At 71.1% G+C, this 13,993-nt stretch carries 13 protein-coding genes; 9 read left to right on the top strand and 4 right to left on the bottom strand.

All coding sequences use genetic code 11. The annotated features are described in order from the left end of the window. Positions 1-9: 9 nt before the first annotated feature. The 5 genes from ACIGWZ_RS34690 to ACIGWZ_RS34670 all read left to right on the top strand — a co-directional run bounded on the left by ACIGWZ_RS34690 (position 10) and on the right by ACIGWZ_RS34670 (position 4,800). Positions 10-297, top strand: coding sequence for a GntR family transcriptional regulator (locus ACIGWZ_RS34690; RefSeq protein WP_400071152.1), 288 nt, complete (start codon positions 10-12; stop codon positions 295-297). Between the two features lie 227 nt (positions 298-524). Then, positions 525-1,325: a GntR family transcriptional regulator gene (locus ACIGWZ_RS34685; RefSeq protein ID WP_400071150.1), complete on the top strand. Its 801-nt coding sequence runs from the start codon at positions 525-527 to the stop codon at positions 1,323-1,325. Further along, a complete protein-coding gene (locus tag ACIGWZ_RS34680; protein WP_400071148.1) occupies positions 1,322-2,086 on the top strand; it encodes a glycosyltransferase family 2 protein in 765 nt (254 codons plus the stop codon). Before ACIGWZ_RS34685 ends, ACIGWZ_RS34680 begins: the two co-directional genes overlap by 4 nt. A 224-nt stretch (positions 2,087-2,310) precedes the next feature. Further along, a complete protein-coding gene (locus ACIGWZ_RS34675) occupies positions 2,311-4,116 on the top strand; it encodes a WD40 repeat domain-containing serine/threonine protein kinase (protein ID WP_400071146.1) in 1,806 nt (601 codons plus the stop codon). Positions 4,117-4,251: 135 nt separating this feature from the next. After that, positions 4,252-4,800, top strand: a complete 549-nt coding sequence (locus tag ACIGWZ_RS34670) for an FABP family protein (protein ID WP_400071144.1) — start codon at positions 4,252-4,254, stop codon at positions 4,798-4,800. A 123-nt stretch (positions 4,801-4,923) separates the two neighbouring features. Here ACIGWZ_RS34670 and ACIGWZ_RS34665 read toward each other — a convergent pair whose 3' ends face one another. Further along, positions 4,924-5,589 carry a TetR/AcrR family transcriptional regulator gene (locus tag ACIGWZ_RS34665; RefSeq protein ID WP_400071379.1) on the bottom strand — a complete coding sequence of 222 codons (666 nt, stop codon included), beginning with the start codon at positions 5,587-5,589 and terminating at the stop codon, positions 4,924-4,926. A gap of 128 nt (positions 5,590-5,717) precedes the next feature. On the opposite strand from ACIGWZ_RS34665, the gene ACIGWZ_RS34660 reads away from it, so the two are divergent. Both ACIGWZ_RS34660 and ACIGWZ_RS34655 read left to right on the top strand, forming a co-directional pair. Continuing rightward, on the top strand, positions 5,718-6,938 hold the full coding sequence (locus ACIGWZ_RS34660; protein WP_400071142.1) for a cytochrome P450: 1,221 nt from the start codon (positions 5,718-5,720) through the stop codon (positions 6,936-6,938). Positions 6,939-6,958: 20 nt separating this feature from the next. Further along, positions 6,959-7,165, top strand: a complete 207-nt coding sequence (locus tag ACIGWZ_RS34655) for a ferredoxin (RefSeq protein WP_400071140.1) — start codon at positions 6,959-6,961, stop codon at positions 7,163-7,165. Between the two features lie 82 nt (positions 7,166-7,247). On the opposite strand, the gene ACIGWZ_RS34650 is transcribed toward ACIGWZ_RS34655, so the two are convergent. The 3 genes from ACIGWZ_RS34650 to ACIGWZ_RS34640 all read right to left on the bottom strand — a co-directional run bounded on the left by ACIGWZ_RS34650 (position 7,248) and on the right by ACIGWZ_RS34640 (position 11,958). Continuing rightward, entirely contained in the window at positions 7,248-8,186 is a 939-nt protein-coding gene (locus ACIGWZ_RS34650; protein WP_400071138.1) for a polyprenyl synthetase family protein, read from the bottom strand. 663 nt (positions 8,187-8,849) lie between these two features. Beyond that, positions 8,850-9,947 (bottom strand): hypothetical protein, encoded by a 1,098-nt coding sequence (locus tag ACIGWZ_RS34645; protein ID WP_400071136.1) that lies wholly within the window; start codon positions 9,945-9,947, stop codon positions 8,850-8,852. Positions 9,948-10,281: 334 nt separating this feature from the next. Then, the gene (locus tag ACIGWZ_RS34640) at positions 10,282-11,958 is read right to left on the bottom strand and encodes a CocE/NonD family hydrolase (RefSeq protein WP_400071377.1); all 1,677 of its coding nucleotides are present in this window, start codon (positions 11,956-11,958) and stop codon (positions 10,282-10,284) included. 220 nt (positions 11,959-12,178) lie between these two features. Here ACIGWZ_RS34640 and ACIGWZ_RS34635 point away from each other — a divergent pair, with 220 nt between their 5' ends. Further along, on the top strand, positions 12,179-12,916 hold the full coding sequence (locus tag ACIGWZ_RS34635) for a TetR/AcrR family transcriptional regulator (RefSeq protein ID WP_400071134.1): 738 nt from the start codon (positions 12,179-12,181) through the stop codon (positions 12,914-12,916). Between the two features lie 196 nt (positions 12,917-13,112). Continuing rightward, complete coding sequence (locus ACIGWZ_RS34630) at positions 13,113-13,979, top strand: NAD-dependent epimerase/dehydratase family protein (RefSeq protein ID WP_400071132.1); 867 nt, start codon at positions 13,113-13,115, stop codon at positions 13,977-13,979. The last annotated feature ends 14 nt before the right edge of the window (positions 13,980-13,993 follow it).

Here is a 13,993-nt window from a genome sequence, read left to right as displayed (position 1 = left end):
GGTGACGGCATGATCAAGCCCCCGAAGGGCCGCCCCGGCGCCGGCGGGTACGACGCCCAGCGGCTTGCAGCCGAGCTGCTGGACGCCATCAACTCCGGCGAGCTGCATCCAGGCGATCGGATTCCCACCACTGCGGCACTCGCCGAGAAATGCGGAGTCAACAAGAACACGGCCAGTAAGGCGGTCGTGCCGTTGAAGCGGATCGGCGTCCTGTCAGGGCCGGCTGGTGGCAAGACCTGGGTTCGCGTTCCGCCGCTGCACGGGAACCGGCACAAGATGATGTCGTCCTTCCGCTGACCGCCGATGCGCCGGCACCCGGATGGATGATCTCCGAGCCACGTCTGCCGTATCCGGAGGCATTCGGCTCGGCGCACCGCAGATCCTCGTTATCGGGATTTCGAGGAGCACGTCGGCCTGGAGGTCCCGGTGCCGGACCGGCTCCGTGCACTGCGTCGCCGGGATGGGGATTTTCCGGTGATCCGGCACCTGCCGACCCACCCGCGAGTGAGTACGAGAGGAACGTCATGGCCGCACCGAAGTGGCGGCAGCTTGCCGACGAATTCGCCGAGCGGATCCGCAGCGGCGACCTCGCCCCCGGATCTCCGCTGCCGCCCGTCCGCGCCCGCACCGCCGCCGACGCGGGAGCGACAACTGTCCAGATGGCGTACCGGGCCCTTGAGGCCGAGGGGTTGGTCAGAACCGACCCGGACAAAGGAACCGTTGTACGCGGACGTCGTACAAAGATCGTGCGCAAGCCCCAGGATCACTATCAGTGGGAGAAGGACCGTGTTCTCCTCCCCAGGGCGGAGCGCTCACGGACCGGAGTGACCGAGCGCGAGACCGGACTGCTCAAGAACCAGCTCAAGTTCACCGCCCGGTACGCGCGCGAGGGCGCACCGAAAGACGTCGCACGCCGCTTCTCCGTTGACGTCGGCACGCAGATGTTGCACCGGCGTTACCGGACCTCTTCGCGGGACGCGGAGGTGGCGATCAGCCTCATCGATTCCTGGCTCGTCTACGACGTCGCCGCACGCAACCCCGATCTCCTCGATTCCGCTCACGAACCGTGGCCGGGCGGCACCTTGCATCAGCTCTCGACGATCGGTATCGAGGTCGGGGAGATCAGCGATGCCATCACAGCGCGACCGCCGACCGGCCACGAGACGCAGAAGCTGGATCTGGATCCTGGCGTCGCCGTGCTCGTCCTGCACAAGACAAGCCACGATCTCGACGGCCGAGTCGTCGAGTTCTCCGAGGTCGTCCTCCCCGGCGACCGATACGAACTGCTCTACACCATCCCTCTCACCCAATGGACCGCCCGATGAACTCCCCGCGCACCCTCTCCGTCGTCACCCCTGTCCACGCCGAGGGCGTCACATTTCTGCCCGACGCCTACCGGTCGCTGGACAGCCAGAAGCTTCCCGAAGGGTGGGTCTGGGAGTGGTGCGTTCAAGAAGACGGACCGGGTGTCGATGCCGCGGCACACCTGCCGACCGACGATCCCCGGATCCGAGTCGGCACGTCGCGGCGGGGCGGCCCGCACGTCGCACGAACCCTCGCGTTCGCCCGCTCCGTCGGTGCATATGTGAAGAACCTCGACTCGGATGACCAGCTCGCCCCCGGCGCGCTCGCACGCGACATCGCCGCTCTGGAGGAGAACCCCACGGTGGGTTGGACGACGTCGAAGGCCATCGACCTCCTGGAGGACGGCAGCACCGCGTCATTCGAACTCAGCGACCCCGACGCCGGACTCCTTCCCCGCGGGCAGGCGTACGGCTTCTGGACGGAGCACCACCGCCCGCAGATCCATCCGGCGACGCTGTGTGTCCGCCGGAAGCTGCTGGCCCTGCTCGGGGGATGGATGGCGCTCCCGGCCTCCGGTGACACCGGCCTGCTGCTCGGCCTGGACGCCCTCAACGACGGCTGGTTCATCGGAGAGGTCGGACTCCTCTACCGAAAGCACGCCGGACAGATCACGACCCACCCGCACCACAAGGCCGGCTCCGAATGGGAAGCCCGCATGTCCCTCATCCGCGAGCACGCCGTGGCACTGCGCGAATGGACGGGCATCGACTCCGCCACGTGACGCCACCGGCCACCACACTTCCGGCCGTCGCAACGGACGTCACGACGAGGACGGCCGCCTGGCCTGTGGTCGAGTCGGTCCGAGTCCGGTCCGGATCGCCGGTGCCTCCCTCGATCCGCGTGAAGCCTCATGCTCCTTCGCGTGGAGTCCTTGTGGCGTAGGTTGTTCAGGTCCTCAGGCGAAGGCCGCGGCGCCCCGCGCGACCGGTACGGACGGGGGTACGGATGGAGCTTTCCGGTGTGATGCTGGCCGGGCGTTATGAGCTGAAGGAACTGCTCGGCCGCGGTGGCATGGGGGAGGTCTGGCTGGGTCGCGACTCCTCCCTGCTGCGGCGTGAGGTGGCCGTCAAGGTGTTGCCGCCCATGATGGGCCCGGGCGCTGTGCGGCGTTTCCAGCGGGAGGCGTCCACCCTTGCCGGGCTGCAGCATCCCGGAATCACCGTGGTGCACGACGCGGGGGAGCAGGACGGGTGCTTGTTCATCGTCATGGAGTTGCTGCGCGGCCACGATCTTGCGCGGGTGATGGCCGAGCACCGCGGACCGCTGCCGGTCGGGCGGGCGGTGAACCTGGCCCGGCAGACCGCCGTCGCCCTGGCGGCCGCGCATGGTTCCGGGGTCATCCACCGCGACCTGAAGCCGGGGAACCTGTTCGTGCAGCCCGGCGACCAGGTGAAGATCTGTGACTTCGGCATCGCCCGTACCACCGACGCCTCTGCGGTGCTGACGACGGCCGGACGGATGGTGGGCACACCGCTGTACATGTCGCCCGAGCAATGGCGCGCGGCGGACATCGATGCCCGCACCGATCTGTACTCGCTTGGCTGCGTACTGTACGAACTGCTCGCGGGACGCCCGCCTTTCACCACCGAGGCATCCGTATTCGCCCTGATGCACCAGCATGTGGAAGAGCTTCCGACGCCGCTGCGCGAACTGCGGCCCGACGTGCCGGAGCATCTCGCGGACCTGGTGCAGGGACTGCTGGCCAAGGACCCCGCCGAACGCCCGGACGCCCTGGCCGTTGCGGGCGAACTGGCTCGGTCGGCCGACCGGGACCCGGCCGACCGACAGCCCACCGCACCTCTCGTTCCGGCCCATCCGGCCACGCCCGCAGCGCCGCGGCATCCTCGAACGCAGGCTCCGTACGGAGAGCCGTACCTCACCCTGCCGGGCCACCGCAGCACGATGCACTCCCTCCAGTTCAGCCCCGACGGCCGCACCCTCGCCACCGGGGGCTGGGACAAGTTCGTGCGCCTGTGGGACCTGGACAGCGGCGAACCGCGCAGCCCCCTGCCCGTGGGCAGCGGACTCCGGGCGGGCGTCGCCTTCACCCGGGACGGCCGCATCCTCGCCACGGGCTGCGGCAAGTACACCGCCCTCTGGGACGCGCACAGCGGCGAGCAGTTGCTTGCCCTGAAGTACCCGAGATGGGCCGCATCCGTGGCGTGTCTCGCCTTCAGCCCCGACGACGGCACCCTCGCCACCGGTGGGAGCGACGGGGCGATCCGCCTCTGGGACGCGCGGACCGGCGCCCCGGGCCATGTCATGAACTGGTCCGGCGGGTGGGTGACATCGCTGGCGTTCAGCCCGGACGGCCGCAATGTCGTCGGCGGGGGAGCCACCAAAACGACGCGACTCTGGCACGTCCCCACGGGACAGCTCCGCTGGAAACTCTCCGGCCCGAATCCCTGCGCGAGCCTCGTTTTCAGCCCGGACGGAGAATTCCTGGCCACGGCCCATGGCACCACCACCGTGCACCTCAAGGACCCTCGCACCGGTGAGGACCTGCGCGTACTGGACGGACAGCCGCAGGGAGCCATGGCCCTGGCCTTCGCCCCGGACGGCCGTACCTTGGCCGGCGGCGGTGACGACGGTGCGATCAGCCTGTGGGACACGGCCACCGGAGAGCGGCGACGCACCCTGCTCGGACACGTGGGGCCGGTGATCTGCGTGGCGTTCGGCCCCGACGGACATACCCTGGCCAGCGGCGGCCAGGACCGGGTGATCCGGCTCTGGGACGTGCGGATCCGGTAGACGGGGGCCTGCGGTGAGGACCCGGACGCCTCCTGCCTCCGCCCGCCCGCGATGCTCCACCAGGCGCCACGACCGAAACGACCTGAACGACCTAGGCTGCCACCCGGCACCGGCCTCGACCCAGGAGCACACATCATGGTCAACCCCGCCCAGCAGCCCCCGTTTCCCGACGCCTTTCGACCGGAGGAGGCACCCGCGCCGCATGCACTGCTCGCGCCGGTGATCGGGTTCCTGGGCACTTGGGTCGGCCGGGGACGTGGCGAGTACCCGACGCTCACCGAGGAGTTCACGTACGCGCAGGAGGTCACTTTCAGCCACGACGGGCGTCCCTTCCTCCACTACGAGGCGCGCGCCTGGTTGCTCGACGCCGAGGGCACCCCGCTGCGCCCGTCGGCCCGGGAGAGCGGCTGGTGGCGGATGGGGGCCGACGGGCGCGTGGAGGCATTGATCACCCAGCCCACCGGCATCGCGGAGATCTCGGTCGGCCGGGTCGGCGACGGCACGGCCGACCTCACCACCCACGAGGTGGCCCTCGCCCCCACCGCCAAGGAGGTCAACGCCACCCGCCGCCGCTACACCCTGACCGATGAGGACACACTCGACTTCGTCCACGACCTCGCGGCGGTCGGTCAGCCACTTCAGCATCACCTTTCGGCGCGACTTCGACGCGCCGGCACAAGCTGAACCGCGCCGCCGGGGTGCGTGCGGGTTCGTCCAAGAACGACAGGGACGCTGATTCCCCGGTTCACGCACCTCGGCGTCCGCTGCGGATACGCGCCGACCTGCTGCCCTGAGGGCGGCGCCGGCCTACCCGGCGCCGCCGGCCGGATCGTCCTGGCCCGCCCGTTTCGGGGCCGGGCTCAGGATCAGCGGCAGGTACACGTCATCGATGATGTCCGTGATGATCGCGTCGTCCACGGGCGCACCGAACAGCAGGAAATGGTTGCGCAGCAGGTCGGTCGCGACCGTGGCCCGCCGGGAGTCCGGGATCCAGGGCTCGACCTCGCCGCGCTCGATGGCCCGCTCCAGGATGACGCGGAGCGTCGGGGGGCCGACGGTGTGGACCCGTTCCCGGATCAGTGCGGCGAATTCCGGATCGCGCGTCATCTCGGTGAGCAGACCTCGCAGAATGCCGCCGAGCGGGCTGGCCATTTTCGCGGAGATCTGCCGCAGCAGGGCGATGACATCCGTGCGGAGCGCACCGGTGTCGGGCAGATCGACGTCGGTGACGCCGCGCAACTTGCAGGCTTCCATGACCAGTTCGGCGCGGCTGGGCCAGCGGCGATAGAGGGCCGCCTTGCTGGTGCGGGCCCGGGTGGCGACCCGTTCCATGGTCAGCGTGGCGTAGCCCCCCTCGGCGAGTTCCTCCAGCGTCGCCGTCAGGATGGCGTTCTCGAGTTCCTCGCCGCGGCGGCGGGGACCTTTGCGGTGGTCAACGGCCGATTCGGCCGCCTTGCCGACGTTGAGTGACAGTGTGACTCCTTCGGGAGCGTGACCCCTTCGGATTGGCTGAGAGTCCGTTGCGTTCTCTATGGGCCCAGCCTATCCTTTCATTTAGAGAACTTGCCGTTCTTTAAGCGCGAGAGACTCTAAGGGGAACGATGACAGAGACCGCTGCGACACCCCGCCCACAGGACGCCCCCGCTTTCCCGAACGACCGCACCTGTCCCTATCAGCTGCCGCAGGAGTACACCAGGCTGCGGGACGAAGCGGACACGCTGCAAAAGGTGACCCTCTACGACGGTCGCCAGGCCTGGGTGGTGACCACACACGAGGCGGCGCGAAAGCTTCTGGCCGACCCCCGGCTGTCCTCCGACCGCACCCATGCCGACTTCCCCGCCACCTCGCCGCGTATCACGAACTTCCGGGATCGCCGCCCGGGGTTCATCAGCTTGGATCCGCCGGATCACGGCCCCAAGCGGCGCATGGCGATCGGCGAGTTCACCGTGAAGCGCATCAAGGGCATGCGCACGGACATCGAACGGATCGTGCACGGTTTCCTCGACGAGATGCTTGCCGCCGGCCCGCCCGCCGACCTGGTCAGCCAGTTCGCGCTGCCGGTGCCCTCCATGGTGATCTGCCAGCTGCTCGGTGTGCCCTATGCCGACCACGACTTCTTCCAGGACGCGAGCCGGCGGTTGGTGCAGTCGGTGGACGCGGCGGATGCGGCCACCGCGCGCGACGACCTCGCGGGCTACATGGACGGATTGATCACCAAGCTGCAGGCCGAGCCCGGTCCGGGCCTGCTCGGCAACCTGGTCGCCGAGCAGTTGGCCAACGGCGAGATCGACCGTGAGGAACTGGTCTCGACCGCGATGCTGCTGCTCGTCGCCGGCCACGAGACGACGGCCTCGATGACCTCGCTCAGCGTGATCACCCTGCTGGAGCACCCCGACCAGCACGCCGCCCTGCGCAGCGACCCCGGCCTGGTTCCCGGCGCGGTCGAGGAACTGCTGCGCTACCTCGCCATCGCCGACGTCGCGGGTGGCCGCGTCGCGAAGGCCGACATCGAGATCGACGGCCAGCTCATCCGCGCGGGCGAGGGCGTGATCGTCACCAACTCCATCGCCAACCGCGACGGTTCGGTGTTCAAGGACCCCGACACCTTCGACATTCACCGCTCGGCCCGCCACCACGTCGCCTTCGGCTACGGCGTACACCAGTGCCTCGGCCAGAACCTGGCCCGCCTGGAACTCGAGGTGATCCTCACCGCGTTGTTCGACCGCATTCCGACGTTGCGCCTGGCCGTCCCGGTCGACCAACTGACGCTACGCCCCGGCACGACGATCCAGGGCGTCAACGAACTCCCGGTCACGTGGTGACCACGACGAAAGGAGCGGCCATGCGGGTATCCGCCGACCGAACTGTCTGCGTCGGCGCGGGAATGTGCGCGCTGAACGCTCCTGGCGTGTTCGACCAGGACGACGACGGCCTCGTCCTCGTGCTCCGGTCCGCCCCCGAAGGCGAGGACGAACCCGCCGCCCGCGAGGCCGGCCACCTCTGCCCTTCCGGGGCCATCCAGATCTCCGACCAGGCCGCGTCCGACTGACCGATCACGCCGACCGAAAGGCGCCTGCCGGGCAAAAGCCCAGGTCAGGCGCCTTTCAAGCCAAGGATGAACGGGCCGGAGTTCACGCGTCGAGCGGCGGACCGAGCGCACGGTGAGCGAGATCCTCCAGCCGCTGACGGTGATCGCCGGCGGGGAGCCGGTGGAGGTGGGCGAGAGCCTGAGTGGCGTGGGACCGGGCGAGCCGGTCGGCTTCCGTGAGGGCGCCGGTTTCCTGTACCAGCTCGCGGACCCTGGCGTACGCGTCGTCACGCGGGAGTGCGGCGAAGGCGTCGCGCAAGGCCGCTCGCTGGGCGGCGGATGCACGGTCGCGGGCCTGGAGGACCGGCAGCGTCGGACGCAGGTTGCGCAGGTCGCTTTCGGCCGGTTTCCCGGCGGCCACGGGGTCGTCGGCGTAGGGCAGGAGGTCGTCCCGGATCTGGAAGGCCACTCCCAGGGCCTCGCCGTACGAGGCGAGAGCCGTCACGAGGGCCGGGGAGGCTCCGGCGAGGACCGCCCCGATCCGGCAGGCTGCCGCGGTGAGGACGGCGGTCTTCAGGCGGGCCATCTCCAGGTAGGCGTCAACCGGCGTTTCCCACCGCCCGGTCATGGCGACCTCCCGGGCCGCACCGTCGCACACCTGTCTGCCGGCCCGGGCCTGGATCTGCATCGCCTCGACGATCCGCTGGTGGGGGACGCCACGCCGCCCGCACGCGGCCAGCGCCTCGAACCACGTGAAGTACAGGGCGTTGCCGGTCACGATCGCGGTGGCGGGGCCGAAGCGGCGATGGGTGGCAGCGCGGCTGCGCCGGACGTCGTCGTGGTCGATGAGATCGTCGTGAACGAGGCTGCCGGCGTGAGCGCTTTCAAGGCCCGCGGCAGCGGGGAGAACCAGCGCCGTATCACCGCCGACTGCCGCGGCGCTGTGCACAAGAAGCAGCGGACGCAGGAGTTTGCCGCCGGGCAGGAGCGCATGAAGCGCTGCGTCCGCGATTCCCGGTGCCTCATCGGTCAGGGCAGGCAACCGACGAATCTCGTCCCGCAGGAGAGCGACGAGGTCCGGCTCCGGGGCCGGCGGCGCGATGGCTCCCGCAGCGGGACGCGGCGTCGGTGTCGCAGGGTCGGCCGAGGTCCCGGCTCCCATATCGATCCTCCAGGGGCAATGTCTGAGTGAACGTGACGCGGCCAGGCCGGACCCACATCCCTGACAAGGTCCGGAGCAACAGAAGCAACAGGAGCGACAAGAGCGACAGCAGCGACACGCGCAACAGGAACGACAAGCAGGCACCGGCCCCGAACCGGCTACGGGGCACCGACCCGGCCGGCGGCGAGGATCGGGGGGAAGTGGGTGTGGTCGGGATGGAGCACGAAGGTGCCGGTGAGAGCGCCGGTCCAGCGGAAGTTGGCTCCGTGGTGCGCGGTCCAGTGGCCGTGCCTTCGGTCCGTGGTGTGCTGCCCAGTTTCGGTACGTGGCAGACACCTGATCCGGGGCGGTGACCGGCGCCCGGCTTCCCGAGGTGCCGGAATCCGGAGGTCGGATCGGCAACTTGTCCGGGGGTGCGACGACTTCACCGCCTGGCGCGATGTCTTCGACCCGTCCGGTGTGTGCGTCGACCCGTACCCGGATCGCGTCCTCGGCCGGGCCCCGTAGGTGGCGGGCCGGCCGGGCAGGTGATCGGGGTGCCGGCTAGAAGAGCCCGGCGCGCATGTGCTGGGTGAGGTTCTCGAGGATCTCGCGCAGCCACGGGCTGCGGACGGCCGGCAGTCGGGCCAGGGTTTCCCGGAACGTTCCCGGGTCGGCCCGGAACGGGTGGCGGGGGCGCGGCGCGGGCGGGTCGTCGCGGAGGACGCCGTCGGGCATGACGCCCGACGCGGGGACCGGCAGGTACGGCTCGGGGAAGGCCAGCCACAGCCACACCCCGAACGGCAGCGGCACCGGGTACGCCGGGTCGGCCGGGGCCCAGGTTTCCCCCGTCTGCGGATGGATGGGCACGAGGAGGATGTCGGCGTCCGCTTCGGGGGCGGGCCGTCCCGGTCCGGCCAGGGCGGCGCGCCGGGCCGACGGACCCGCGGGCAGCAGGGTGTCGAGCGCGCGTTGGAAGACCTCCTGGATCAGGCCGTCCGGGACTGTCACCGGCAGGCCCCTCGAGGCCGCCAGCAGGTGGGCGAGTGCCTGGCCGGCCGCAGCCTCCCACCGCGGGCTCCACGACCACCAGTAGTTCGACTTCAGCGGTGACCCCCACGTGGTGATCGGCTCGAACGGGGGCGTGCTCTTCCCCTCCGCCATCAGCTCCGCCCAGGAGAGCGGTGCGGCCTCGGCGCCGTCGACGGGGAGGCGGCGCACGGCGTCCGGCGCGAGCCACACCGCCTGCCAGAGCGAGCAGTCGTCGATCCGGCTCGCCACGGGCAGGCCGCACGCTTCGCAGGCCATGTTGGGGCCGTCGGCCCAGTCGAGGCCGCAGCAGTAGCCGCCGCCCTTCTCCGGGATCAGCAGGGTGCCACGGGCGTCGCCGGGTGCGATGACGATCGCGCCGGGCGTGCTGTCGGACAGGGCGTGAACCGGCGCGTGGACACCGCGGGCGGCCGCCTCGTCCGGAGGGATCTCCTCCCACGTCCGCCACGGCGGCCCCCAGGGCTCCGGGTCCACGGCGAAGGTGCCCGGTTCCATGAGCACCGGGAGCTGAATCCCGTTCCCGTACTTCTGATGGGCGTGGGCCGGCAGGGCGACCCGGGACAGCGGGGTGGTCAGCTCGGCGCCGCACCCCGCACACGCGAAAACGAACAAGTGTCCTCCGCCTGGGTAATGGAGGCATCTTCGCAGCTCGGCAGCGGCCGGCCCATCGGTTTTGGGCGGGGCCTGGAGGACAGCCATCCCTCAGCCGGCGTGCATATCCACGGAGGTCGAGCCGGAACCGTGAGCCATCGATGGAGCCGACCGTTCCCGCGGGCGCGGGGAGCGGGGCGTCATGCCGCGCGCCCGGTCCCGCCCCCCGTGGCCCGCCGCGCCGTACGCCCTCCCACCCGCCTTCAGCCGGGAGTTCGGCACGACGCGGGGGCGGGACCGGGCGGGGACGGCGGGAGAAGGGGGAGGCAGGGCGAGTGTGCGGCCGGGGGGCCCGTCAGTTCGCGGCGTCGGCGCCCTCCGCCTCGGTGACGGGCAGGACGAGTGCGGACGGATGGTGGAGGGAAATGACCGTCGCGCGGAGCCGGGTGGCCGTCGGCAGGGGGGCGTCGGTGCCGGTGTTGCGGGCGAAGCGCGGGTGGGCGCCGCCGCTGATCTGCAGGCGGATCCGGTGGCCGGCGGGGAAGTGGTGGGCGGTGGAGCTCATCGCCACCGTGACGGCGGTCGGAGCGGTCCCGCTGTCCTCGCCCGGAACGTCGGCCTGATGGTCGGGCCGCAGCCGCTGCAGCCCGTCGCAGACATTGGTCGAGCGGTCCCGTTCGTCGACGTCGCAGAGCCGGGCGAAGACATCGGCGTGACCGGTGTCCGTGCTGACGAGCACCTCGGCGTGGACCGGCCCGAGGATCTCGACCGGTTCGGTGAGCGGCGCGGTGGTGAAGGTCAGTACGTCGTCCCTGGCCTCCAGGGTGGCGTTGTCCTGGTGGCCGGCCTTGGGGGACAGCAGCGGCCCGCCGACCGACGGGGTCGGGTCGGCCGGGTCGTAACGGAAGGTCAGCGGCGCCGCAGTGGCCTCGGGCGCCCGGGCGCTCAGTGAGCCGTCGGCGTCGAGGTACCAGCGCCGGCCGGTGGCGGCCGGGGGCCAGGTGGGAAGCTCGCGCCACTGCCCCTGGCCCGCGTCGTCGTCTCCGGCCGGCCGGCCGCCCAGGTGGACGCGCACCGGGGCACTCCGCAGGCCGGACGGGTCGTCGTACAGGTGGGCCCGCAGCCAGGCGAGGCTTTCGGCGAAGACCTCAGGCCAGCCCTGCTGGAGCGCGGAGTTGTGCGTCCAGGGGCCGACGAGCAGGGCGGTGTCGCAGCCGGCGCGCCGCAGTCTGTCGTACTGCTGGAGGGTCTGGTCGAGGGCCACGTCCATCCAGCCGGTGATCAGGCCGGTCGGCACGGTCAGACGTGCCGCCGCGGGTCCCATGTCCACACCCTCCCAGTGCGCGTCCTGCGGGTCGGGGTGGGCCATCGCCTCCTCCAGGAACGGCACCCGGCCGCCCAGACCGGGCGCGTACGCCTCGCCGAGGGGAAGGGTGCGCGCGATCTTCGGTGCATGGCGTTGCAGGCGCAGTACGGCACCTATGAAGTGGCGCAGGCCGCGGTGCTGATGGGCCAGCCCCAGGGAGCTGGCGAGGGCGTTCTCCAAGGCGAACGCCCCTCCGGGGTAGAAGTAGCCGTGCATGTCGTGCAGGCCCACTTGCACGACCATCGCGCGCAGCTCCGGCGGCGGGTCCTGCGCGAGCGCCCACTGGACGTAGCCGAGGTAGCTGGGGCCGATCGTGCCCAGCACCCCGGAGAACCAGGGCTGCCGGCGCAGCCAGGCGACGGTGGCCCGGCCGTCGGCGGCCTCGTTCTGCCACAGGGCGGATGCGCCGCCGGAACCTCCCGTACCGCGGCAGCTCTGCAGGACGACGTGGAAGCCCTGCTCGGCGAAGAGGATGCCGTACATCGGGGCCCAGGGGAGCCCCCGGCCGTAGGGCGAGCGGACCAGGAGGGTGGGGAAGTCGCCTTCGGCACGCGGGAAGTAATGGTCCGTCAGCAGAGTGCTGCCGTCGGCTGCGGGTACCGCGAGGCCGCCTTCGAAGGCGACCTCGTGCAGCCGGGGAGGCACACCCCGCATGGTGCGGCGCATGGCGCGGTAGGGGAGGGGCGGCTTCTTCGCGGACGTGTGGTGGCGGGTCGCCGTCGTCGTCATGGTGCCTCGATTCCTGGAGCAAGGGCGGGAGCGCGAAGGGGAGCAGGGGCAGGTGAACGGGTCGTACGTACGGGTCGGAAGCGGGGTCCGCTATTTCCGGTACGTTGTACGAGAATAGCGGATGGTTGGATGGACGGGAAAAGTGAGGAGAGTTGTCGTGGCCCGTACAGGCTCAGCCGGCCGTCCCGCCGGTGTGGATCCCGAGCTGCTCTGGCAGCGGGCCGAGCGCCCGCGCCGCGGGCGGCCGCCGGCGTACGACCGCGCCGCGATCACCGCCGAGGCCGTGGCCCTCGCCGACGCCGAAGGGCTCGCCGCCGTCACCATGCGTGCGGTCGCCGCCCGGATCGGTGCCGGGACGATGTCCCTCTACAGCTACGTCCCCAACAAGGAGACGCTGCTGGAGCTGATGATCGACCAGGTCAGCGGCGACCACCGGCTGCCGTCCGAACCCTCCGGAGACTGGCGCGCCGACCTCCGGCGGTTCGCCCGCGATCAGCGCGCGATCATGCTGCGTCACCCCTGGCTGCCCGCCGCCCTGCCCGCCCGGCAGACGCTCGGCCCGAACACCCTCGCCGCCGTGGAGCACACCCTCGCCGTACTCGCCCCCGTCGGCCTGGACCCCCAGGCGAGACTGGAGACCTTCAGCCTGCTCACCGGGTTCGTCGCCAGCCATGTGACCTACGAACTCGCCCAGCAGCGGGCGATGGAGGCCGACGGCCGCACCTCCGGCGAACTCCTCGACGCACAGGCCCGGTATCTCCGCTCCGTAGCCGCCGCGGACACCTACCCCCACCTCGCGCAGGCGCTCGCCGCGCCGAACCACGACCCGGCCGCCCAGGACGTCTTCGACCGCCTCCTCGACCGCATGATCAACGGCCTGACGGTGGCTCCGTAACCACCCGGTGCCCGAGTACGGGTGGACGAGCGGACGTGTGGCCGAGTGCTCCAGTCGGCGGGATTTGCCAGGGGGAGCACTCATTCGGCGGTGGTCAGGTGGTCACGCGCCCTGTCGATCGAATGCGAGGTGACAGGCTTGAGCGGCGGCGGAGCTTCCGCTGCCATCCGATGCCATCCGAAAGGACCGTGAGGCGATGCGGATCTTCATCACGGGCGGCTCCGGCTACATCGGCCGCTCCACCGTCCAGGCGCTGATCCGGCACGGCAACGAGGTGGTGGCGCTGGCGCGCAGCGAGCGCTCGGCGCGCGGCCTGTCGGACCTGGGCGCCACCCCCGTCGCGGGGGCGCTCACCGACACCGACGTCCTTCGGGAGGCGGCCCGTCAGGCCGACGGTGTCATTCATCTCGGGGTGGACTACACCGCGAGCACGGCGGAGACCGACCGCGCCGCGGCGCAGGCGCTGCAGGACGGCGCGGGAAGCCGACCCTACGTGCACACGGGCGGGGTGTGGGTGTACGGCGACACCGACGGGGTCGTCGACGAGGACGCTCCGCTGAACCCGCCCCGCATCACCGCCTGGCGGGTGGAGAACGAAAAGCGCGTGCTGTCCCGGGCAGCCGACGGAGGGCATCCGGTGGTGGTGATGCCGGGGCTGGTCTACGGCCGCTCCGGCGGGCTGGTGCAGTCGTTCTTCGTCGAGCCGGGGCGCACCGCAGGCGCCGTGCCCTGCATCGGGGACGGCTCCCCACACTGGGCGCTGGTCCACGTCGACGACCTCGCCGAGCTGTTCGTCCTTGCCCTGAAGGCCCCGGCCGGTTCCGCCTACGCCGGGGTCGGCGGGCAGAACCTCCCGATGGCGGACATCACCCGAGCCCTCAGCCACGCCGCCGGGTGTCCGGACAGGATCGACCCGCTGTCTCTGGAGGAGGCCGTGCGGCGGATGGGCCCGATCGCCGAGGCATTCGCCCTCGACCAGCAGCTCACCGGCGCCCGGGCCCGCCGTGAACTCGGTTGGACGCCCACCCGCCTCGACGCCCTGGCCGAACTCGCCCAGGGCTGACCCACCCGCACCGG

Source organism: Streptomyces sp. NPDC053427, assembly GCF_044544985.1.
In the GTDB taxonomy this organism is placed as follows: Bacteria; Actinomycetota; Actinomycetes; order Streptomycetales; family Streptomycetaceae; genus Streptomyces.
Note: the sequence above shows the minus strand (reverse complement) of the source record. Positions and strands in the feature narration are given on the sequence as shown.